Origin of the sequence: Saccharicrinis carchari (assembly GCF_900182605.1) — a bacterium.
GTDB classification, from domain to species: Bacteria; Bacteroidota; Bacteroidia; order Bacteroidales; family Marinilabiliaceae; genus Saccharicrinis; species Saccharicrinis carchari.
On sequence record NZ_FXTB01000001.1, the window covers coordinates 190,347 to 214,931 of the forward strand.

Consider the following 24,585-nt stretch of genomic DNA (forward strand, 5'->3'; position numbering starts at 1 on the left):
CAGAAACCGAATTAAAAGGACAATAAAAAAGTAAGTGTTCCAATAAGCACGCTGCATTTATAGCTCTTGTTTTATTTTTATACTGATCGCATGCGTTTAATTAATTGTGCACATTGCTAGCCCATTGGTATAGTTGTTCGCTAAAACCTGTCGCTTTAGCCAATCCATCGATGTGCGGTTGCACCTTTGGTTAGCCTTTTTTACTCAAGTATTGAAACCCTCGATGCATTCCACCTGTTATTTTACGGCTTTCGTAACCGCGTATAATCATCATAGCATGCCAGGGTGGGCTATGAATGCTAAATTTCGTGCGTAATTGGATAAACCAGAAGTGCTCGTTTTTATACGAGGAATAGGGTTCGATGTACAATGTATGTGGTAAAATAACAGCATCAGTACATCAATTCAAACGCACTGCGGTATGCGCCAATTTCATTTACATAATCCAAAAGTTGGCTGTAAAACCTATGCTGTCCTATGGTGGCACTATCGCCTATTATCACCAGCTTTTTGCGTGCCCGTGTCATAGCTACGTTCATGCGGCGGGTATCCGATAAAAAACCAATTTCTCCTTTCTCGTTACTGCGCACCAAACTAATATATATAATATCGCGTTCCTGACCCTGAAAGGAATCGATTGTATTTACCGACAGTTGCAGGGTGCATTTTTCAAATTCTGCCTCTATATCCTTAAAGATTTGCTGTAACAAATTTACCTGTGCTTTATATGGCGAAATGATACCCACGCTTGGATTGCATTGTGGCAGCTGATTTTCTGCTAAATGGATGTATTGCCTAAAATGCTTGAGCACCATATCGGCCTCTTCCGGATTAAATGAACTCTTGCTTTCTTTGACCACCTGCTCAAAAAAACCGCAGCCGGCTGTGTCGATAAATTCCAGTACCCTATCTTGGTTGAACATGCGCCAGTTTTCTGCTTCGCTGTTAGCGCGTACCTTATCCTTATAAAAATAGCGGCTCGAAAAACGCATGATATCTTTGTTCATACGATATTGTTCCTGCAGCATCACATCGGCCTTGTTGCGTTGGATGGTTTTTTCGAACAGTGTTTCGTCTAAACCCGCTCGGGCAGCTGTTATGGACTTAATGGTTGGGGGAAGTTGACAATGGTCTCCGGCAAAAATAACCCGCTTGGCTTTGGTAATAGGTATCCATGTGGCCGGTTCAAGACCTTGTGCTGCTTCGTCGATGAATACGGTGGTAAATCGTCTGTCTCTAATCTGATAATTGGATGCGCCCACCATGGTGGTGGCTATAACCTGAGCATGGGTTAAAATATCGTTTACAATATAATATGCTAACTGCTCGGCCTCTTTTTTCAACTGGGTCGATTCTTGCAACAGCAGGCGACGTTGCTGCCGTTCATCGTGCCCGAAGCTCCGTTTGTATTTTTTGGCGCTGCGAACATACTCCTCGGCCATTTTCTTTATGGCTTTTAAATCTTTATAACTACTGTGATGGGCAATTTGAGCATCCAGTGTGATGTTCAATATTTCGTTGGTTACTCTGGCCGGATGACCTATGCGTACTACCCTTATATCTTTACCTGTTAATTTTTCGCACAACAAATCAATGGCCGCATTGCTAGGTGCACACACTAATACCTGCTTTTCTTTTTTTAAGGTATGATGAATACTTTGTACCAGAGTGGTGGTTTTGCCCGTTCCGGGCGGACCGTGTACGATGGCCAGATCGCGGGCAGCAGAGATACGGTTCAGGGCATTGTTTTGGCTTGTATTTAGTTCAGGAAAGTGAATTGCCGGAACCTCGTCAAAGCTTGCCTCCTGGTCTTCCAGTAACAGTGCGCGCAGAAACAGTAAACGTTCGTCTTGCGGGTTTATCACTATGTTTAAAGCCCTTTCCATTTCCAGATATGCATTCTCATCGAACATTAGCTGTACCCCCAGGTGTCCTTTACGCAGCCATTCGGGTTCATCGTCGGCATTAAGGGTAATAATCATTTCGCTTTCGCCTACCCTGTTTACAACCGCACTTACGGCATCTTGCCGCTCCTTGTTATTGCCTGAATTGGAGAACAAAGAAACCAGTTTGCCCGACTGGAACAAATGCGACTCCCTGTGCTCTTTAGGTCGGGAAACGCGCACCAACAAACGTTCGCCTGCACTATATGCGGTACGTTCTATGGCTAACGGATACCAACAAACACCTTCCTTCCGCCTTTCGCTTAGTGAGGTGTCCGCCATTTTTCGCTTATATTGAAGTAAATCTTCTTCTTTTTCGTTTAAAAGGAGCGTACGTACTTTTTTAAGCTCTTCGACTGCTCTGTTCATTCAGTTTTTACATTTTATGCGAAAGTAACGAAAAATGGTAATTCTTTTTTGACAAAGTGGGAAGAAACCATTTTAATCATTTAATTTGTGTCGTACTAAATTTTAAAAATACATCTAACTATGAAACCGAGTAGATCGAATAAATTAAGAGTGATTAAAGACTTTGAAAAGCTCGATTCCGATATTCAGGAACAAATAAAACTGGTTTATCCGTACGGATTTAGCCAGCATTTGATTGAGTTTAAAAACAAAGACAACGAAACGGTTTATGCGCTTCCCTTCGAAACCGATGAAAAAATGTATATGGTGCGGATGTCGGTGAAAAAAGCAATTCAATTAGTAGAAGACGACGACGACTTTGATGATGAAGGTAACTTAAGGCATGACATCCGGGAGAAATATGAAGATGACCATGGTGATATCGAATACCTCGCCGAAAATGAAAACTATGATAGCTTGGAAGATTGAGCGTGAAAAAATTGAACTTAGCTTAGGTAAGCATTAATTGCAAATGCATGTATTAAATGAGCGAAAAGCTAATGTTGCAGATATCGTTTTACAACAAAGTTGTGGAGAAGTCCTTTCTTTCGTTAGAGAGGTAGTAGGCAAAGTAGGCACAATCTGTTTCAAGAGGTGTGGGTGGCGATGGAAAAGAAAATTACCCGGTGGGATCGTAAGTATTAGTTTAAATATCCGTAAGCCCTTCATTTCTATTTGCCTGCCGTATTGTGCGGACATCAAAACAAAGGATATGGCAATCTTTTGCTCCAACACACCATAGGATTTGCAACACCATAAGCAGCAAAAAATACACCTCGAGGTAAGTGTTAAAAGCGCGCATTTAATCGCCTGGTGCACAAAAATAGGGTTTTAGTACATAGGAATCGTAAGTCAATTATTATGCACGGGCAGAGGATACGGTAAAAATAGAATTGAAAATCGGCGTTACGCCTTTAACGTAAAAAGCCAGTAACGATATCAAGCAAACCAATATAGCTTTAGGATATTTAATTTCTGCAACTATATCAATACCAAAGCGATGGTTACTATGTTTCGTTATTGGCCTCGGCACGCGGACAAAGAATTATTGCGGGCAGCATAAGTATTCGTGATTTCCCCTGGCTAAGTGTTATCCATTCGGCAGCTTACGATATTGCGGGTTAACTAAAAAACTTCAGGTAGATATCTTGCAAAAGGTACCGGAGAGCGAGCTTGGGTTTGTTAATGTATCGGCGCAAAATTGTTTTTAAAAAAGGTTTAGCATCCTAAGGGTCAATTATAAGTACGATATGGCCATTTGCTTAATCCTTATAAAAGCACGCCATCCTGTTGTCAAAGGTTAAACAAGCCCCTAACCAAAAGGGTTGGTATGCGGAGCTTTTTACAAAAAAAAGATAGGGGTAAATTAAAAGAGTTCGGTACCGTGTTTTTTCGTGAAACTACCAGCGTAAACGTCATGCCTGAGAGTGCTTGAGGATGGCTTATACCGTAGGATTTATTTTTGATGATCCTTGGTCTATGTTAAGATGCTCCAACAAAAATATACCAACCCTAATTACTTAAGAAATATTAATTTTAAGTCCACCCACAACGGTCTTCATTCAATAGTTCTTCAATAAAAAGGTGCTGAGGAGAATAAATTACCTACTGGTTCTGAAAAAAAAATAACAGTGCCTTTCGTTTGCCAATATCATAGGGGAGGGTGAGGTGGAAATGCAGGCAGCTACCCACAAGCTATTTGCATATCGGATAGCAATAGCTCCTACGTGTAAAAGATTGAAATTACCGGGTAATAGATCTGCTTTATGCACTTTAATCGACTCTGTTTTTTCTTTTTAATTTTGTGGACAGCATGATGGGCATGCGTGTTTTTTTACGTACTTTTAAAAAAGTGTTTAATAATATTTGATTTTTGGCAAACATTTTACGAACCCTTTGGTTAATAAAGGAAGCCAATTATATCTATTTAGTGATGATAAAAACGCAGTCGTGTAAAAGTACAAATAACAATCAGGCGATACCGGATGAGGTGGTTGAGTTTAACCGAATTCTGCAAGGTTTGTCAAAATGTAATATGGAGCAAAAAAAGCGCCACCAGTCAAAGGCAAAGCTTTTGGCGCGTCAACGGATCGAGCTTTTGGTTGATCGCAACACACCCTTTGTAGAGCTTTCGGCATTGGCGGCCTACAATCAGTACGATAATGATTTTCCCTCGGCAGGAATCGTAACCGGTATTGGTGTTATTCAGGGGCGGGAGTCTGTTGTTATTGCCAATGATGCTACAGCCAAAGGTGGTACCTATGTAAAAGAAACCATTAAAAAACACCTACGTGCTCAGGAGATAGCCGAACAAAACAACCTGGCATGTGTGTATCTGGTGGATTCAGGGGGTGTTTTTTTGCCCGATCAAGCCAAAGTTTTTCCCGATAAAAACGATTTCGGAAGGATATTCTACAATCAGGCTCGTATGTCGGCCAAAGGCATTCCACAAATAAGTATCGTAATGGGATCGTGTACAGCCGGTGGGGCTTATATACCTGCAATGAGCGACGAAACCATTATCGTGGATAAACAGGGTACTATATTTTTAGCCGGTCCTCCCTTAGTGAAAGCAGCCACGGGCGAGGACGTTACGGCAGAAGAGCTGGGCGGTGGACGCTTGCACACATCAGAGTCCGGTGTGGCCGATCATCTGGCTCGCGACGACCATCATGCCATCCAAATATGTAGAGATATTTTTAAAACTTTACCACATCCCATCAAGGGGAGGTACAAAAGAGAAAAGCCTGAGCCCAACGGTTTTGCACCGGAAGATATTTATAAACATTTACCCACAGCCGGTGGTAAACAAAACGATGTTCGGGAGTTGATAAAGCATCTGACGGATAAAAGTGAATTGCACGAGTTTAAACCTGATTACGGTAATACCCTGGTAACAGGATATGCCAAAATAAATGGCTTTTGGGTAGGTATTCTGGCCAATAACGGAATCCTTTTTTCTGAGTCCGCTCAAAAAGGAGCACACTTTATACAATTATGTAATAACCGAAATATACCCATGGTGTTTCTGCAGAACATAACCGGTTTTATGGTGGGAAAAGCCTATGAGAAAAAGGGAATTGCCAAGGACGGTGCTAAAATGGTAAATGCGCTGGCCAATTCCCAGGTTCCGTTTTTTACCGTAATTATAGGCGGAAGCTATGGAGCCGGTAACTACGCCATGGGCGGCCGTTCGTTTGGTCCCCGCTTACTTTTTACCTGGCCGGGTTCCAGTATCTCCGTGATGGGGCCACGGCAAGCCGCCGATGTTTTGGTAACGGTTAAGCGCGATAAAGCTAATAGTACAGGAGCCCAAATATCTGACGAAGAACTTGAGCAACTCAGGGAGAAGACCCAACGTGGATACCAAAAACAAGCATCACCGTATTATGCTACCAGCCGGTTATGGGATGATGGCATTATTGATCCGGTACACACCCGTACGCTGTTATCCATTGGCTTATCCATTGCACAAAATAAATCCAATGATACCGCATCGTATGGTATCTTCAGAATGTAAAAAAGCTATGCAAAACATCACATTTTACATTGAAAACAAAATCGCATTTTTAGGACTAAACCGCCCCGATAAAAAAAATGCTCTCAACAAAGCTATGATAACGGAAATCATCGCCACGCTAAACATGCACAAGGCAAATCGTAGTTTTAGGGTTTTAATTATTTATGGCACAGGAGATTGTTTTTGTTCAGGTGCCGATTTAGATTGGATGAAGCAAGGATTAAAGCAATCCAAAACCCAAAATATTGACGATGCCAAGTTGTTTAATACTTTGTTCGAAACCATTTATACTTTCCCTGTTCCGGTGATATGCGAAGTGCGCAAATCGGCATTTGGCGGAGCCGTTGGGCTGCTGGCATGTTCCGATATTGTGGTGTGTGAAGCGGATTCTACTTTCGGTTTTCCGGAAGTTAAATTGGGTATTATACCGGCTACCATAGCGCCTTACATCATGTCGAAAATGGGAAATAGCAACGCGCGTAAACGTTTATTGATGCCGGAACCATTCTCAGCCAAAGAGGCACAAGCAGAAGCACTGGTGCATTTTATTGCTGATAAAGAGCCTGTTCGCGAAAAAACACTGGCCATTGCACGGGCGGTGGCCCAGGGAGCTCCCGATGCATTGATTCAGACCAAGGCATTGTTGCGTCGTCTTGAGGAGCACCTCGAGGACGAATCATCTAAGTTATTTTGTGCACGTATGATTGCCAGTGCCCGAATCTCGAACGAAGGACAGGAAGGTGTAACTGCATTTTTTGAAAAACGAAAGCCAGCATGGAACAAATAAATACGAAAAAACCAACTATTAATAGGATACTAATTGCCAACAGAGGGGAAATAGCTGTCCGGATAATTAAAACAGCCCGGCAAATGGGCATCGAAACTGTAGCTATTTATACCGCTGCCGAAAAATATGCACGGCATGTTGAAAATGCAGATATCAAAGTATTGTTAAAAGGGTCTACAATTGACCAAAGCTATTTGAATGCTGCGCAGATTGTAGATGTAGCATTACGTAACCAAGTGGATGCCATTCATCCGGGATATGGTTTTTTATCCGAAAATAATGACTTTGCCCAACGCTGTGCAAACAATGGTATCGTGTTTATTGGCCCTTCGCCTGCGCAAATTAAAATGATGGGCAATAAGGATGAGGCGAATAAAATAGCCGAAATCTGTAAAATTCCGTTGCTAAAAAAAGTAAAAGGAACGGTTCAACAGATACTGGAAAAGGCCGAGACCTTAAACCTGCCAATTGTAATTAAAGCCGCTGCCGGTGGTGGAGGTAAGGGGATGCGCGTAGTAAACGACTTTAAAAACCTGGAGACCGAATTGAACGTTGCAGCCGCCGAGGCTCTGCGTTATTTTGGAAATGCATCGGTTTATATTGAGGAATATGTGCAAAATACCCGCCATATCGAAGTGCAAGTTTTAGCCGACACGCATGGTAAGCTTATCCATCTTCACGAAAGGGAATGTTCGATTCAGCGCAGGCATCAAAAAGTGATTGAAGAGGCGCCAGCACCCAATTTAAGTGTTACAGTCAAAAATAACATTATAAACGATGCCTTATTATTAGCCCGGCACATCGGCTACACCAATGCCGGTACGGTTGAGTTTTTATTGACACCGAACGGAAAACATTATTTTTTGGAAATGAACACTCGTATTCAGGTAGAGCATCCGGTTACCGAAGAAATAACGGGGGTCGATATCGTAAGGGAACAGATTCGTATTGCCAATGGTTGGCCGCTTTCGATTAGCCAACAGGATATTACTGTCACAGGTCATGCTATTGAAGCGCGCATTTATGCCGAAGATCCCGGTAATAATTTTATTCCATCCTTTGGTAGTATTATCGATACCTATATGCCAAAGCATCCTCATATCAGAATAGATGCCGGTGCACATCCACAAGAAGAACTAAGCCCTAACTTCGATTCGTTGTTGACAAAAGTGATAGCCAAAGGAAAAAACAGAGCGGAGGCCATTGATCGTTTAAATGTTTTTTTAAGGGATTATGCGCTCTTTGGTATCAAAACTAACCGCGAAATAATTATGGAAGCTTTAAACGACCCGGATTTTAATGCAGGAAATTATTCTACTTCTTTTTTTAAAACAAAAAAGAAAGCACTCTTGAAACAAAAGTCAATCGATAACAATTGTATTAATATCCTATCCGCAGCCTTTGTAGCTTTAAAAAATTATCGTAAAAATCCGGGTAATGATGTGTGGAACCAACTCGGATATTGGCGTAGTTGGCATCATTATCAATTATTTATCCAAGGTAAAAGCGTGCGGGTAGACCTAAAGAATGTTTTTTCTGATTCTTTTGTCATTGTTGTGGATAATCAACAAAACTGTACTGTTTCGCATGTTAACATTGAAGCAAGAAAGCTGACCTTTCTTGTTGATAACGAGTTGTTTGAGGTGTGTTATGCGGTAAGCAAAGCGGGAATATGCTATATTCAGTACGATGGTTTGCAAGTACAGGTAACTGATATTCCCGAAAATAACCAAAAAAAGATGGAGAGCGATAACCTGGATGCTATCAGAACAATTATGGCACCCATGCCGGGTTTAATAGTTGATGTAATGGTGCAGGAGGGTGAGCAAATAAAAAAAGGAAATCCCTTACTGGTGCTGGAAGCCATGAAAACAGAAAATATAATTCATGCCTTTAAAGATACAACTATTACCAGGGTTTCGGTTGCCAAAGGGCAGCAAGTAAGTTTAAACCAATTGTTAATGGAAACGGAGTAACGGGTAGCTATCAGCTAATAACTAACAATTAAAATAGTATGAATCCTTATTACACTAAAGAAAAAGAAGAATTAAGGCAAAAAGTGCGGGAATTTGCCGAAAGAGAAATAAAACCATTGGCCCAGGAGTTGGACGCCAACGAAACATTTTCAATTGAACTGAGCCAAATGATGGGTCGTCATGGCCTGTATGGTATCGATATTCCAAAAAAGTATGGCGGACAAGGCATGGATACTTTATCGTATATTATTGCGGTGGAAGAAATTGCCCGGGTGGATGGCTCGCAGGCCGCTACTATGGCAGCCCATAACTCGCTGGGGGTAGCACCAATTTTTAATTATGGCACAAAGGAGCAAAAGCAAACTTTATTGCCCAATTTGCTCAATGGTAACGGTCTCTGGGCTTTTGGGCTTACCGAAGTAAATGCCGGTTCCGACGCCCGAGGTGTTGAATCAGAGGCTACCAAAACTCCGGACGGATGGGAGCTGAACGGTTCTAAAAGATATATTACCAACGGAAGTAACGATTTAATGGCAGGTGTTACCGTGCTTGCCAAAACAGGTGAGTTGAGCGGAAAACCCAGTTATTCTACTTTTATTGTAAAAAGAAATACTACGGGCTTTTCTTCAAAACGTACCTTGGGCAAAATGATGTGGAGAGCATCAGATACTGCGGAGATTGCCTTTGATAAATGTATGCTTAAAGAGGGTGACTTGTTAGGTGAAGAACATTATGGCTTGCCACAGATGCTAAAAACATTGGATAGCGGACGCTTGTCGATAGCCGCCATGGGATTGGGACTGGCGCAAGGGGCTTTTGAAATGGCGCTGGCTTATGCTAAAGAGCGCGAACAGTTTAAAAAGCGTATCGGTAGTTTCCAGTCCGTACAGTTTAAACTGGCCGAAATGGACATGAAAATTGAGTTAGCGCGCAATTTATTGTACAAAGCCTGTTGGCTTAAAGATAACAACCAGACTTTTGGTAAAGAAGCCGCCATGGCCAAATTGTATTGTAGTGAGGTGGCACAAGAGGTATCGGACCAGGGGATGCAAATTTTTGCCGGTGCCGGATTGTTTAAAAATCAGGATATAGAGCGTTTTTATCGCGACCACCGCATATTGCGTATTGGCGAGGGAACCACCGAAATACTTAAGATGGTGATTGGCAGACATATTGGTTTGTAATGTATTGGTTTTTTTGAGTTGGAAGAAAAGATTTGGGCTAAAGCCCGATGTGTGTTATCCAATTTCCCCAGGCTAAAGCCTAGGGCTAGTTATATGGTGAATCTAACATCTCAAAAATGCGAATGCACTTTTATAACTAGGCACGGCATTTATGCCGTGTGATAGTAATATTATGTAATTCGGTTTTAACCGAAATATAAATTGTAAGTTAACTAATAGAAAAATCACATGGAAGACCGAAAAAAAGAACACCTTCATTTGGCTTTTGAGGCAAATGTGAATCGTGCACAGGCCGACCCTCGTTTTATGTACGAACCTATGCTTTCCGCTCACCCCACCCGCGATTCTGAGCCATTTGTGTTTTTGGGAAAAACAATGAAGCTTCCTTTTTGGATATCTTCTATGACGGGTGGCACACAGCGTGCCGGAGCCATTAATTCAAATCTGGCCAAAGCAGCCGGTGAGTTTGGCTTGGGCATGGGATTGGGTTCGTGCCGATCTTTATTTTTATCAGACGATTATTGGGACGATTTTAAAGTGCGCGATCTCATTGGTAACGATTATCCTTTTTATTCTAACCTGGGCATTGCGCAGCTCGAAGAACTTTTAGTGAAAAATGAGGTCGAAAAAATCGACTACCTGAACCGTCAGCTTAAAACCGACGGAACTATTATCCATATTAATCCCTTGCAGGAAGCTTTTCAGCCCGAAGGGGATATACTGAAACGTCCTCCAATAGAGTGCATCCAGGAATTGTTAGAAAAGATAGCGTCGCCCATCATCGTAAAAGAAGTAGGGCAGGGTATGGGCTACGAGAGTATAAAGGCCTTGTTACACTTGGATATTGCGGCGCTTGAATTCGGTGCTTTAGGCGGTACCAATTTTACCAAGCTCGAACAGATGCGACGCATGGGTAATTCATCTTTATTTGAAGGCTTTACGCGGATAGGACATACCGCTGAGGAAATGACACTGATGGTAAACCAAATAGTTGAAAAGGGCGGTACTAAATGCCCACAGATTATTATCTCAGGTGGCATAAAATCATTGCTCGATGGTTATTATTTAACCCAATTATGTAAACTCCCTGCCGTGGTGGGTATGGGTGCCGCTTTTTTAAATTATGCACTCAAAGATTATACTGAGTTGCAAAATTTTATTGTTAATATGAGAAAAGGTTGGCAATTGGCCGAATCGTTTTTGCGGGTGAGGCAGCCGGAGGGAGTCGAGAGTTAAAAGTTGAGAGCAAAAAAGTTAAAAGCTAAAAGTAAAAAGATGAAAGTTACGAGTTAAGAATTTGAAAGAAAAAAGTTCGATATTACTTTTAGCCGATGGCTTTCATCTCAATACTTAACTGTTTAATACGGATACTTTTTATCTAACCTCTAATCTCTAATCTCTAACCACTAACCTTTTCTAATATCCCCCTTTCTGTTACAAATGGGGTTATCAATTGAATAACATGATTAAAGGATTTTCAAAGTTCAGCCAAGAACAAAAAGTAGATACGTTGGCAGCTCAGTTTAATTTGCCGGTATCTTTTAAAGAAACGTTAAGGTCACATCATCACCGTGAGCTTCAAGGCCTGTATAATCAGTTTGCCGAAAATACGATTAGCAATTTTTATTTACCTTATAATGTAGCGCCTGGTTTTGTTATCAATAAAAAGGAATACGCCATACCCATGGTTGTTGAGGAAAGCTCGGTGGTGGCAGCGGCTTCAAAAGCAGCTAAATTTTGGAGTGCTCATGGTGGTTTTAGCACAAAAGTACTTTCCGTCACCAAAAGTGGCCAATTGTTTTTTACTACGGAATGGAGTTTTGAGGAGCTAAGTGCTTTGATGCCTGACATTACAAGTGCATTGAGGTGCAGCGTAGGGGAAATTACTCACAACATGGAGAAAAGGGGAGGGGGTATTACGGGCTTTAAACTGACTTCCGAAAGCCTTGTTGATGAGCAAACCTATTGCTTAATGGTGAGTTTTGAAACCGCGGATTCCATGGGAGCTAATTTTATTAATACCTGTCTGGAAAAAATGGGCGATGCGTTGGTCACTTTTCTTATCCAAAAAAACGATAACCGGCATATAGAGATCAATATGGCCATTCTATCTAATTACACGCCGGAGTGTTTAGTGCAGTGTGCATTAAGTTGCCCTATTGAAGATTTACAGGCGTATAGTGGTGTTTATTCACCACAAGATTTTGCATTGCGATTTAAAAAGGCCGTCAGCTTGGCTAAACACAACCCTTCCAGAGCGGTAACGCATAACAAAGGGATAATGAACGGGATTGATGCCGTGGTGCTTGCTACCGGAAATGATTTTAGAGCCATTGAAGCTGGTGTGCATGCTTACGCCTCTCGGGCAGGTGCGTATGCATCACTCACCGACATTGTTTTGGAGAACGATACTTTTACTTACACCTTAAAGCTTCCATTGGCACTGGGAACCGTTGGCGGACTAACCTCGTTGCACCCCATGGCCAAATTATCCTTGCTGTTGCTGGACGAGCCCTCGGCATCGGAGCTGATGCAAATAGTTGCCGCTGCAGGTATGGCCAATAACTTTTCGGCAGTGGCGGCTTTGGTAACTTCCGGAATTCAGAAAGGCCATATGAAAATGCACCTGAGCAATATATTGGCTGCGTTAAATGCCGACCCTATGGAATGCCAAAAAGCCAAGAAGTATTTTAGTGAACGCGATGTCAGTCATTCTGCAGTTAAATTGTACTTGGATGCAGAGAGGCTGAAAAATAAGCGGCATGAATACTAAAAAATTGGACAAAAAACTTAAAAAAAGAGTACAAGTAACATGGTTAGCAATACTTCAGATCCCCTTATTTTTTCTTCCAGAGGCAATGGAAAGTTGTTGCTTTCGGGAGAGTATTTGGTTTTAAAAGGAGCACGTGCTTTGTCGGTTCCTTTAAAATTAGGGCAAAGTTTGGCTATTTACCAAAGCAGTGAGCCTGGCTTTGCGTGGGAGGCTCGTCACCCGCAAGGAATATGGAACACGGTGCAGTTTAATACTAAACTGAATATAAACTCGGCCAGCAATACTGATTTTGCCGAACAATTGCAAAAAATATTAAAGTTAGCTATGAACGCCGGTGGTTTTGAACCGGCCTGTTTAAAAGGAAAAAAGGCGATTACCCAAATGGATTTTATGCCAGAATGGGGGCTGGGCAGTAGCTCTACTTTAATTTATAATGTGGCTGCATTTTTTAATGTTGATGCATATCACCTGCTAAAATATACCTTTGGGGGTTCGGGTTACGATATTGCTATTGCAGGTAGGTATAAACCTATTTTTTTTAATTTAATTAAAGGTCGTCCGCAAGTTGCAGAAAGCGATTTTAATCCACCTTTTAGTAAAAATATTTACTTTGTTTATACCAATAAAAAGCAAAGCTCAAAGGAGGCGATAAAAGGTTTTAAGCAAAAAAACATTGCCTCGGAAAGAATACGACGAATAAGTGCTATTTCTGATTTAATGAGTACTTGTTCCCGCTTAGGCGAATTTCAGGAACTAATGACCGAGCACGAGGATATAATAGGAAGAATTTTGGGGGTAATTCCGGTGCAGCAAAAACATTTTAGCGACTTTGATGGTTGTATCAAATCATTGGGTGCCTGGGGTGGTGATTTTATAATGGCAGCAACCCACATGCCCCAAGACGATGTGATGGATTATTTTGGGCAAAAAAATATGAAAACCATATTTTCCTATAAGCAATTAATTATGTCTTAGTATAGATAATTAAGTTGTTGAATTGAAGGAGTTTAAAATGCGATAATAAATGAGGGTAAATAACAGAAGCTATTTGTCAAAAAGTGGATTGGTAGGTTACAGTAGTCCATCTAATATAGCCATCATCAAGTACTGGGGTAAAACAGGGGTTCAAATTCCGCTTAACCCTTCGCTTAGTTTTAGTTTAAAACATTCGGTTACCGAAACATCGGTTTCTTATGTATTAAATCCCGGGCAAAAAGACCTTTGTTTTAATTTTTATTTTGAGGAGGGTAAAAGTAAAAAGTTTGAACAAAAAATGGAGGTTTTTTTTAATCGGGTGATTGATAAATTTCTTTGGTTACATCACTATAAACTTAAAATAGAAAGTAAAAACACCTTTCCGCATTCTTCAGGAATAGCTTCATCGGCCAGTAGCTATGCTGCCATGGCTTTGTGTTTGGCAAAAATTCATCAACAAATAACAGGGATTAAACTATCTATGGAAGAGATCTCCAACATAGCACGTTTGGGCTCAGGAAGTGCATGCCGATCCGTTTTTGGAGCTTGGAATACATGGGGCAAGTTTGACATGGAGAATTCAAGTAATCTTAATGCACTTAATATCAGCCAGTACGTGCACCCTTCATTTGCAGATATTAAGGATACTATTTTAATTGTAAGTAAAGATAAAAAGGAGGTGAGTAGTACAACAGGACATCAACTGATGGAAAGCCATCCCTATAAAACAGGGCGAATACAACAAGCTAATGAGCACATGCTAAAGCTAATGGAGGTACTTAAAAATGGCGATTGGAATAGTTTTATTGAAGTAGCAGAAACTGAGGCGCTGAGCCTGCATGGTTTAATGATGAGTTCATCGCCGGGATACACTTTGCTTTTACCTAACTCTCTTCAAATTGTTCAACGTATTCGTAAATTTAGAGAACAAAACAAGATTCCTGTGTGTTTTACCATCGATGCAGGACCTAACATTCATGTGTTGTATTCAGCGTCAAATAAAAAGCAAGTCAGGGAGTTTATTCAAAAGGAATTATTACCCTATTGTGAAAATAAAAGTTTTATTAACGATGAGTTGGGCTCCGGGCCAACAGAAATAATTTAGCCGATGGCACTTAGCAAAAAAAACAGCATCTTTTATTCTAAGGTTCTCCTTTTTGGCGAATATTCCATTTTGTTGGAATCTAATGGATTAACTATTCCCTATGCCCATTTTAACGGTTCGCTAAATTTTATCAATTCCTCTGCGTATACCGATTTGGACTTTGCCAAAGAATCTAATCGTCAATTGAAGCGTTATGCGGAATTTCTGCGTGATAAGGCCAACGATATCATGGATACGGAAGAATTATTGGCAGACATCGAAAAAGGTCTTTACTTTGAATCGTCGATACCCGAAGGTTATGGTTTGGGCAGCAGTGGTGCGCTTGTGGCTGCTATTTATAAAAAATACGGCCTTAATATAATTAAGGCGAAGGCCGGACTCGATAACCACCAAACACAAAAGTTAAAAAGTCTATTTGCCAAGTTAGAATCGTACTTTCATGGAAAAAGCTCCGGTATTGATCCTCTTTTATGCTATTTAAAACACCCATTATTTATTAAAGATCAGCAGAATATTAGGGCTATTGGTATATCTCGTAAAAATATTAAATCCGACGATGCGGTTTTTATCGTTAATACCAAACAATCCGGAAAAACGGCTCCTTTGGTTGATTTGTTTATGACCAAATGTTTAAATTCTGTTTATATAGAAAGGATAAAAAAGGATTTAATTCCTACTACCAATCAATGCATTCATTCCCTGCTTCAGGGCGATATAAGTAATTTTTATAAGCATTTAAAGCAGCTGTCGAAGTTTCAGTTGGAGTATTTAAAAGAGATGATACCCAAGGAATTTATAAAGTATTGGGAAGAAGGGATAGCCAAAAATCATTATCTGCTCAAGCTATGCGGGTCGGGTGGGGGAGGATATATCCTTGGTTTTACGCGTGAGTTTAGCAAAGTAAAAATTGAACTGGCCGAGCAAGGTTTGGAAGTAATACCCGTGTATCAGGAATTTTAATAGAGCGGCTTTGTTTTTCCATAATATAAATATTCATTTGATTTTGTAGTATAATTCAATCATTGCTTTCTATTGTTGTTTTTATTTTTTAACTTCTGCCATTCAACCCCAAAACTTATCAATATGAAAACAACTTTTACACTACTGATTATCATTGGGCTAAGTATTCATACTTTTGCCCAGCACACCAATCCTTTTAACAAAAGATCGAATCAGCAAAATATTGAAAAAATAAATCAGCTCAAAAGCGGTCACCTCGGTTTTTTACCGGTTAGTATTACTATCGACAACTGGGAGGATGAAAGTTGGCAATTTAACCTAAGCAACACGTTTGAATACGACGAGCATGGTAACGTGCTGACTATGACCAGCGCTCAAGGTAAAACTATCAATACCTACGATGAAAATAATAACCTAATCACAAATATTTTTCAAGTTTATGTGCAAGGGGAAGGAAAATATGTTAACACGTTAAAATCAGAGTTTTTGTACGATGGACAAAATTTTCAATATGAAAGTCGTAGTTACATGTGGAGCAATGATGAGTGGCAGGTAACAACAGGTAACCGAACGGTTAGAGAATATGATACAAATGGTAATGTGATCAGTGAATTATTTTCCATGTATCAACCGGGCACAGGATGGTACGAATCGTATGGTTATAAAATTGAACGTATTTATTCCGGAGCATTGTTAACTACAGAGATATGGAACAACAGGGTAAGTGGAGGTTGGGAACCTGAGGAAAAAACAGAGTTTTTTTACGATACTGATAACAAACCCTATATGGCACGGGAATACGAGTACAACGGTAGCGATTTTCTGTTGCTGGGTCGGTATATCAATGTGAACTGGTATTTGTGGAATGGCAATATAATAGAAGATAGTTATCTCAATGGCTACACCTTTCAAACCTATAACGGTACGGGCGATATTGATGACGATGCCAGTTATACTAACGACGAAAAGATGACAGCTCTGTACCCCGAAGGGGTGGAAAATGGAATCCCCAGAGTGGCAGAAGAGCTGTATCAAACCTGGAAGGGGGGTGCCTGGGTAAATTCGTTAAGGGAAACGATGGAACACAGGAACAACTATGTAAGCGATAAGGAAGAGGAATGGCAGAATGACGTATGGATGACAAGTTACTACGAAAAAACATATACCACGCCAGCACTGGTTTACCACCTCCAGCATACCTATGCCGCAGGAACATTGATAAGAGTGGATCAGAATACAGAAAAGTTTGATGCATTTGCTAACCTTATTGAAGAAAAAAACGAGTGGCACAATGGTGATGCAAACTGGATACAGGAAGACGGGTATAAGTATAACATCAGCTACGAAGGTTCAACTGCTAAAATATTGGAACGTATCACCATGGTATGGAATTCATTTACCGGTGCGTATGTGAATGAAACAAGGGAAACATACGAATACGGAGCTACCAATATCAATGAGGAAGAAATAACGGTGTCAGTTTATCCAACTATTATTGATTCCAAAATTAATATTGTTTCAGATAAGGAAAGTTGGGCTACTTTTTATAGCTTAACGGGCAGTGTTGTACTGCAAAAACAGGTTTATGCCGGAGCTAATAATGTGTCAACGTCGGAATTGCCTGCAGGATATTATATTTTAAAAGTAAATAAGGATATTTTTAAAGTGATAAAAAAATAAGAAAGTCGTTCAAAAAAAACCCATCACAAATTTGTGATGGGTTTTTTTTGGGTGATTTCATGCTATTTTATAGTCTCAATATTATTTCTTAAAACTGGCAATGCTCTCCTCTATTGCTTTAATTTTAGCTTCTGCATCGGCTTGCTTCTGTTTTTCTATGGCTACTACTTTTTCGGGTGCACCCTTTACAAAACGTTCGTTGCTCAGTTTTTTTGTAACGGACAGTAAAAAGCCTTTGTTGTATTTTAAATCTTGTTCCAATCGAGCTATTTCGGCCTCTGTATCTACCAGGTCGCCCATGGGAATAAAAAACTCATTGGCCTTTACCATAAACGACAGTGCGCCGTTTACCTTTTCGTTTACAAAAATAAGTTCTTCGGCGTTGGCCAATTTTGCCAATACCGAATCGAAATATTTATCGTAGTTGCCGTTATTATCGAGTATGTTAAGGGCGATGGCATCCTTGTTGGGGATGTTTTTTTGTTTGCGTATGTTTCTCACCCCTGTAACCGCCTCTTTGGTCAGTTCAAAACCGGCCAGCAGATTTTGATCCACCTTTCCGGCAAGGGGCATATCCGATACCATGATGCTCTCACCGTCTTTTCTGTCTTCGAGCAACTGCCAGATTTCTTCCGAAATAAAAGGCATAAAGGGGTGCAACAAGCGCAACATCTTATCAAAGTTTTGGATGGTGGCAGTGTAGGTTTTAGTATCGATGGGCTGTTGGTAGCCAGGTTTTACAATTTCCAGATACCACGAGGAGAAGTCGTCGCGGAAAAGCGTATAAACGGCCATAAGCGCATCCGAAATGCGGAACTTGCTAAAATGGTCGTCCACCAAGGCTAAGGTTTGATCCAACTTATGGGCGAACCATTCTATGCCCCGGATTGAGCTTTCGGGTTGTGGTATACTGCTGTCAACCTGCCATCCTTTTACCAAACGGAAGGCGTTCCATATTTTGTTGGCAAAGTTACGTCCCTGTTCGGTCAATCCTTCATCAAAAAGCAAATCGCCTCCGGCAGGCGAGCAGAGCAGCATGCCCACGCGTACACCATCGGCACCAAATTGGGCAATCAAGTCCAGAGGATCGGGTGAGTTGCCTAATTGCTTGCTCATTTTACGGCCTAGCTTGTCGCGCACCATGCCGGTAAAATATACATTTTTAAAAGGGTAAGTGCCTTTAAATTCGTAACCGGCCATTATCATTCGCGCCACCCAAAAAAAGATAATGTCGTGTCCCGTCACCAAATCGTTGGTGGGGTAGTAGTAGTCAATCTCTTTATTGTCGGTGTTAAAACCGTCAAATACCGAGATGGGCCATATCCATGATGAGGCCCAGGTGTCAAGCACGTCTTCCTCTTGTTTTAAATCGTTTAAGGAAAGCGCAGTGTCGCCCGTTTTTTCACGGGCCTGTTTCAATGCTTCTTCAGCAGTTTTGGCTACTACATAATCACCATTGTCGAGATAATATACCGGTATGCGGTGTCCCCAATACAACTGGCGCGATATACACCAATCCTGCACGTTCTCCATCCAATGGCGGTAAACGTTTTTAAATTTGGCAGGATGAAACTGCACTTCGTCGGACATCACTGCACCGAGTGCTACCTTAGCCATATCGGTCATCTTCAGAAACCATTGTGTTGAGAGTTTAGGCTCAATCACGGCACCTGTACGTTCCGAGCAGCCCACTTTATTGTCGTAGGGTTCTACTTTTATCAGGTGTCCTGCTTTTTGTAATTCTTCTTCAATTTCCTTTCGCACCACAAAACGGTCTTTGCCAACAAATATTTCAGCCGCTTCGTTTAGGGTGCCATCGTCGTTTAAAATATCTATGCTATCCAGGTTATGACGCATACCTATTTCGTAGTCGTTTAAATCGTGTGCCGGGGTAATTTTTAAACATCCTGTACCAAATTCCATATCCACATAATCATCTTCGATAATAGGTATGGAGCGGTTAATCAAAGGCACCAAAACGCGTTTCCCTTTTAGATGTTTAAAACGCTCGTCGTTGGGGTTTATACATACGGCGGTGTCGCCCAAAATGGTTTCGGGGCGGGTGGTGGCGATGGTTACACTTTCTTCTTCGCCTTCAATTGTATAGTTTAGATAATATAGTTTAGAGTGCACTTCTTTATAGACCACCTCTTCGTCGGAAACGGCGGTAAGCGCATCAGGATCCCAGTTAACCATGCGCACACCTCTGTAAATCAAGCCTTTTTGGTACAGTTGTACAAAGGTATCCAAAACAGCATCGCTTCGCGTTTCGTCCAAAGTAAAACAGGTGCGATCCCAATCGCATGAGGCACCCAGTTTTTTGAGTTGCTCAAGGATGATACCGCCGTGCTTATGAGTCCAGTCCCAGGCGTGGCTTAGGAACTCTTCTCGTGTTAGGTCAGCTTTATCGATACCCTCCTCTTTAAGTTTACTCACCACCTTGGCTTCGGTGGCTATGGAAGCATGGTCAGTTCCTGGAACCCAGCATGCATTTTTGCCCATCATACGGGCACGGCGCACTAAAATATCCTGTATGGTGTTGTTGAGCATATGCCCCATGTGCAACATCCCCGTTACGTTGGGCGGTGGGATTACAACGGTGTAAGGTTCGCGCTCGTCGGGTTCCGAATGAAAAAACTTCTGATCCATCCAGTATTTATACCACTTATCCTCCGTATGAGCAGGGTTGTAGGTGCTTGCTAATTCCATGTGTTTTAAATTATATTTTTTAGATAAGAGATAATAGGCGGAAAATAATTCGCGTAACCCCTAGTTCTATACCATAGCTAAGCTGTGGCGCAACAGGACGGGGTACTGTTATTTTTGTTATCTCTTAATTTATATTGCTTATGTTGTTTAATTCGTTTTTATCTCTTATCAATATGCAAAAATATAAAAATATAATACATGGGCTACAATCGCTCTCTATACAAATACTTCAATTCCATTTTTTATTCAAGTACGGATAGTTCCTCTTGCGTAATGGTTAATTCTATTTTTAATTAGGCCGGGTGTACGATAAGGGATAAAATAAAAATATGATTGGCTGTTTTTTATAAAAATTATAACATCGCTGGCAATTTAAACAACTATATCAGCGGGGTAATAGCTAAGGTAACTCAGCTCCCTGGTATTATGGTACGGGCGGAGATAAATAGGGGAGCCAAATATATTTCCGCTTCATCGATACATTGTATTTGTGCAAAATATCTTATATATTGTAGTAAACTTATTATTGAATAATGGACGCTCTATGATAGGGTTTACATTTTGTGGACATTAAATATTAATTTTTTAAAAAATATAAGCATGAGCTCAGGAAAAGTATTTTTAGGATTGTTGGCCGGATTTGCCGCCGGCACTTTATTAGGTATGTTATTCGCACCTCATAATTGTGATACAGAGAACGGAAAACACTTTTGGAGCAAGGGTAAGGAGGTTGACGAAAGAGATGAGAAATTCAATGATTTTATTGAGGATATTGCGGAGAAATTTGAAGATTTAAAAGAAGAAATCGCGGTTGACAAATCAAAAGCCAAGTAAAATAGATAAGCATACATCGCCTTACATCCTTGTAGTCGCTTTTAATGTTCGTTTATACTAATTTTTCACCTATCATTCCCGCCAAAAATCCCAGGGAGGCGCCAAGCGAGGTTAAATAATTTTTTTCCAATTTACTTTCGGGTATGATATCTTGTATCAGCAAATATAGTATTCCACCACTTGCAAAGGTCATCAGGTGGGCAGTAAGGTTGGGGTAGTTACTTAATACAAAATGCCCTGTCAGTGCACCTGCGATACCAAAGAAGCTTAAAATAAAAAAGATAGTTAAGGTTTTTTTAACCGAGAAACCACTATTTACCAGATCGCGGAAGGAGTTAAATGCTTCGGGCAGGTTTTGCAATCCGATGATGATAGCCAGCAGCGTGGCCATACCTGGATGAATGGCAAATACAGCGCCCAGGGCAATCGATTCAGGTACAAAGTCCATCATCATGGCTAACAATGTTGAGGTTTGGCCGCCCTTTTTATCCAGATACCTGTCGATGAACATAAAGATGACAGCTCCGGCTAAAAATGAAGCTGACATTGGCACTAACTTAAGCTCTTCCATGCCTTTGGGTATCAGTACTAATGCTAAGGCAGATAAAATAATACCGGCTCCAAATGAAATGAGCGTATGGGTTATTTCGTATTTTACCGGGCTTTCTTTAACATGATGGTTAAAGTAGTAAGCCAAAAGTCCTCCTATAAAGACCGTTATTCCTGCAAATCCCGAGAATAATATTATTTCCGACAACATAGTTTTTTATTTATCGCGAGGCATCTTTATCACTTTTGTTATGGCAGGTTAATACTCACCCGAACGCCCCATCTATGGAAATCAACATCTTTGAAACCTACAAAAACCCCAAGGTTGGCCACGAGAAATATCCGGCTAATACCATAACCTATTTCGTTATAATTTTCAAAGTCGGGTACACTAAGGTGGCCAAAATACAGGTCCTCGTTCCATAGTTTATCTTGTAAAAAGGGCAAGTTTTTAATAAACAGGTAGGGCATGGAATAACTAAAGTGGGCTTCTACAAACCATTTGTTGGTGCTGTAGCGATAGTCGTGGAGCAGGTTAAAGCTGTTGCTCCATTTTTTGAACGATACAGGCACCTCGGCTGTATTAAAATGACTGAACTGTGAAAAGTGCATTGACGTATGATCGAAGTAATAGCCCGCCCTGGCGTTGTAATTTATTTTGTACATTAAGCTCCAATCCAATTCCTGCTCAATGCCAAGTTCCATCATGTGATAACGCGATTGGGTGTTGAACACGGCATCGGTGGCTCCTTTGTAGGTGAGGGTAAAAGTAGGGTAATCGGAGCTGACCATTCGTTTAAAATTATTTTCTATCCGGTAAAAGTATCTTGGCGTATATACCAATTTCGATTCCACCTCAAAAGCCCTGCGGTTAATGAAATGAGAATTCAGATTCCGATCGAATACCTTATTGTTGAGGCTGTAGTTTTTCTCGGGGTAGGCAAAGGAATAATCTGTTGTATTATTAAGTAGATCCATGTCGCGGTACTTTAGGTCTATAAAAAAGCGTAAACCATTGGCCAAATCCCTTCGCCCGCCTAGCCATAAGTAATTATTTCGATACAGCTTCATGTAGTTATCTTTTAGCAACAAGGAGGAAGCCATGTTTACAAAGGGAGAAATGCCCGTTTCTTCGTTAAAATCGGTGCTCCATTGGCCACCATCAACAAAAAAGCGGGTGTGGTTTATGTGCTCTGTATCTATCTTTATCCTTGCTTTCCACATAAGTTCCTGTGGTCCAAAAGCGTATTTAATCTTCGGGTAAAAATCGAGCCGCATACCATTGCTCAACAATTTTTTTATGTCGGCTTTCTGACTGAATGTTAGGGCATCTACCGAGTTAAAGTTGAAAGCGGTGGGGTTAATCAGTCCATAATATTTTATCCTGAAAGTAGAGTCGTGGTTATAATGTTTTGTTCCGGCGATGGCTTTGGCTATGAGCTCAACAAAATGTGATGTTTCCTTTTTATATTCGATGCTGTCCTCGGTAAGTCCGGCCATGGCCAGGGTAAGCGAATCGCGTATGCCAAAGCTTTGTATTTCTTTTTTACTAAGCGGAATGGGGCGATATTTGTTCCAGTCGATAGAATCGGGGCTTATGGTGTCCGTTACAATTTGAAACAGGCTGTCGCGTGATTTTAACCTTAATCCGGATTCCGATAGCTCGCGGTTTTGGTTTTCCTGCTCCATCAATCGCGATAGTTTTTTCATTTCGCGATTACTGATATTTTCTTTTTCCAGGAGCGATTCTATTTTCTGCTGTTCCTTAGTTTGCGTTTGTGTACTTTCTATTTCTTTCAGTATTTGTTTATCCGCTTCGGCCTTTGCATATGCTTTTTTTAGTGTTGTAGGCACAGGTAAGCCAAAATCTAAATCCACTTCTTTATACTTTACCGAGCCGCGGTAATTACCCGTAACATTAAATCCCAGTTTGTTTACTTCCACATCAAAATGATAGCTTACAGGCAACCAGGCTTTTCCTTTCACCGGTTCTTGTACTTGCTTTATGTGTATTTTACCCAGGAACTGCTCGTTTACCAAATCAACTGAATGAATGTTCCAGAGATTATCGACAATGTAAATGAATCCTTCGAACAGTTGTTGGTTTTTGCGTTTAGGGCTCACCTTTATCTTATTTACAAAATACTCCCCCTGCTGAAAAAAGCCTTCGTAACGGAAATCGTAAAAGGAGAATGCTTTGCGCGAAACGGGCGAGATGGCCAGCTCACTTTCGGAGTCGTAAAAACTGTAGTTTAAAAAGCCCAACACTTGTTCTTCGCCGTTGTTTGGGATAGTTGACCGTTTTGATATTTGTTTGTGCACAAACTGGTTGGGTGAATTAAAGGTGAGCTCATTCAGCGATTCGGCAACATAAGTTTTACCCTCTTCAATACCTTCATTCCTTAACTGGCGCCGAAACAAAGCAGGTATATTTTTCATTTCGAAACCACCTTTTAAGTATACAGTTGCCCTGTAATGTTTCACTTGCCTTAAAAAATAGGGAGCCAGACTAATGGTTTTACGCATAATTCCATAAGCCGGATCTTCATTGCCCGAATAAACCCGCACTTCCTTAATCATATAATCCTGGGTTTTTAATACAATATCCTTTCGTATGTCTGCTCCCTGCATGTTCACTTCCAGTTCTACTTTTATATAGCCCAAAGCTTGAATAGAAAGGTGAGTGATGCCCCTGGGCAATTCTATGCTGTATTCACCCTCGGCGTTGGTGGTGGTGCCGGTGGTGAGTTCCTTGATGTAGATAGATGCAAAAGGTATGGTTTCGCCATCGGATGAAGTGATAACGCCCGATATAACCTGAGAGAAAACAAGTGTACCTGCCATGTTTATCAGCAAAACAAGAAGCAGTGTTTTAAGCCTATAAGGCACTATATTTTTTTTAAATGTGTTTTTACTTGAGTTGTGCTGGAAGTATCGTGATAACATTCGGTTATTTTTAGTTTGCTTTATAAAATGTAATAATTATTGTAGCTCCTTTTTTATACAACAAATATACTGATTGTGTTTGGTAGGTTCACCCTTATAACAAGTTCGTTTTTGGATAGTTTAATTCATTCGGCTTGAAATGGTGATGGGTTTGATGCATGAATTTGTATTATGAACTTGAAATATGTCCTTGTACATATTGAACTCCTGAAATATATGTTGTAATTTAAGTTAAA

General features: G+C 40.8%; 17 protein-coding genes. 13 read left to right on the forward strand and 4 right to left on the reverse strand.

What is annotated here, in order from left to right:
- Positions 1-392: 392 nt before the first annotated feature.
- Complete coding sequence (locus tag FN809_RS00640; protein WP_142531551.1) at positions 393-2,312, reverse strand: AAA domain-containing protein; 1,920 nt, start codon at positions 2,310-2,312, stop codon at positions 393-395.
- A gap of 120 nt (positions 2,313-2,432) precedes the next feature.
- Between FN809_RS00640 and FN809_RS00645 the strand changes: the two genes are divergently transcribed.
- The 12 genes from FN809_RS00645 (at position 2,433) to FN809_RS00700 (ending at position 17,311) form a co-directional block, all read left to right on the forward strand.
- Positions 2,433-2,780, forward strand: a complete 348-nt coding sequence (locus tag FN809_RS00645; RefSeq protein ID WP_142531552.1) for a hypothetical protein — start codon at positions 2,433-2,435, stop codon at positions 2,778-2,780.
- A 546-nt stretch (positions 2,781-3,326) separates the two neighbouring features.
- Positions 3,327-3,476: a RimK-like ATPgrasp N-terminal domain-containing protein gene (locus FN809_RS18160; protein WP_142532281.1), complete on the forward strand. Its 150-nt coding sequence runs from the start codon at positions 3,327-3,329 to the stop codon at positions 3,474-3,476.
- A 748-nt stretch (positions 3,477-4,224) separates the two neighbouring features.
- Positions 4,225-5,871, forward strand: coding sequence for a carboxyl transferase domain-containing protein (locus FN809_RS00655; RefSeq protein WP_246095368.1), 1,647 nt, complete (start codon positions 4,225-4,227; stop codon positions 5,869-5,871).
- Positions 5,872-5,878: 7 nt separating this feature from the next.
- Positions 5,879-6,658, forward strand: a complete 780-nt coding sequence (locus FN809_RS00660) for an enoyl-CoA hydratase/isomerase family protein (protein WP_185957385.1) — start codon at positions 5,879-5,881, stop codon at positions 6,656-6,658.
- Positions 6,646-8,634 carry an acetyl/propionyl/methylcrotonyl-CoA carboxylase subunit alpha gene (locus FN809_RS00665; RefSeq protein WP_142531554.1) on the forward strand — a complete coding sequence of 663 codons (1,989 nt, stop codon included), beginning with the start codon at positions 6,646-6,648 and terminating at the stop codon, positions 8,632-8,634. The genes FN809_RS00660 and FN809_RS00665 overlap by 13 nt, the downstream gene beginning before the upstream one ends.
- A 38-nt stretch (positions 8,635-8,672) precedes the next feature.
- Positions 8,673-9,818: an acyl-CoA dehydrogenase family protein gene (locus FN809_RS00670; RefSeq protein WP_142531555.1), complete on the forward strand. Its 1,146-nt coding sequence runs from the start codon at positions 8,673-8,675 to the stop codon at positions 9,816-9,818.
- Between the two features lie 228 nt (positions 9,819-10,046).
- On the forward strand, positions 10,047-11,054 hold the full coding sequence (locus FN809_RS00675) for a beta/alpha barrel domain-containing protein (protein ID WP_142531556.1): 1,008 nt from the start codon (positions 10,047-10,049) through the stop codon (positions 11,052-11,054).
- A gap of 226 nt (positions 11,055-11,280) precedes the next feature.
- A complete protein-coding gene (locus tag FN809_RS00680; protein WP_246095369.1) occupies positions 11,281-12,591 on the forward strand; it encodes a hydroxymethylglutaryl-CoA reductase in 1,311 nt (436 codons plus the stop codon).
- Positions 12,592-12,630: 39 nt separating this feature from the next.
- Entirely contained in the window at positions 12,631-13,566 is a 936-nt protein-coding gene (locus FN809_RS00685; protein WP_142531558.1) for a GYDIA family GHMP kinase, read from the forward strand.
- A gap of 49 nt (positions 13,567-13,615) precedes the next feature.
- The gene (gene mvaD / locus FN809_RS00690) at positions 13,616-14,671 is read left to right on the forward strand and encodes a diphosphomevalonate decarboxylase (protein WP_142531559.1); all 1,056 of its coding nucleotides are present in this window, start codon (positions 13,616-13,618) and stop codon (positions 14,669-14,671) included.
- Between the two features lie 3 nt (positions 14,672-14,674).
- Positions 14,675-15,631 carry a mevalonate kinase family protein gene (locus FN809_RS00695; protein WP_142531560.1) on the forward strand — a complete coding sequence of 319 codons (957 nt, stop codon included), beginning with the start codon at positions 14,675-14,677 and terminating at the stop codon, positions 15,629-15,631.
- 123 nt (positions 15,632-15,754) lie between these two features.
- Positions 15,755-17,311: a T9SS type A sorting domain-containing protein gene (locus FN809_RS00700; RefSeq protein ID WP_142531561.1), complete on the forward strand. Its 1,557-nt coding sequence runs from the start codon at positions 15,755-15,757 to the stop codon at positions 17,309-17,311.
- Positions 17,312-17,392: 81 nt separating this feature from the next.
- Here the strand turns inward: FN809_RS00700 and FN809_RS00705 are convergent, their stop codons facing one another.
- A complete protein-coding gene (locus tag FN809_RS00705; protein WP_142531562.1) occupies positions 17,393-20,020 on the reverse strand; it encodes a valine--tRNA ligase in 2,628 nt (875 codons plus the stop codon).
- Positions 20,021-20,620: 600 nt separating this feature from the next.
- Here FN809_RS00705 and FN809_RS00710 point away from each other — a divergent pair.
- Entirely contained in the window at positions 20,621-20,854 is a 234-nt protein-coding gene (locus FN809_RS00710; RefSeq protein ID WP_142531563.1) for a YtxH domain-containing protein, read from the forward strand.
- A 52-nt stretch (positions 20,855-20,906) separates the two neighbouring features.
- On the opposite strand, the gene FN809_RS00715 is transcribed toward FN809_RS00710, so the two are convergent.
- Both FN809_RS00715 and FN809_RS00720 read right to left on the reverse strand, forming a co-directional pair.
- The gene (locus FN809_RS00715) at positions 20,907-21,614 is read right to left on the reverse strand and encodes a ZIP family metal transporter (protein ID WP_142531564.1); all 708 of its coding nucleotides are present in this window, start codon (positions 21,612-21,614) and stop codon (positions 20,907-20,909) included.
- A 38-nt stretch (positions 21,615-21,652) separates the two neighbouring features.
- Positions 21,653-24,349: a DUF5686 and carboxypeptidase regulatory-like domain-containing protein gene (locus FN809_RS00720; protein ID WP_142531565.1), complete on the reverse strand. Its 2,697-nt coding sequence runs from the start codon at positions 24,347-24,349 to the stop codon at positions 21,653-21,655.
- Positions 24,350-24,585 lie beyond the last annotated feature (236 nt).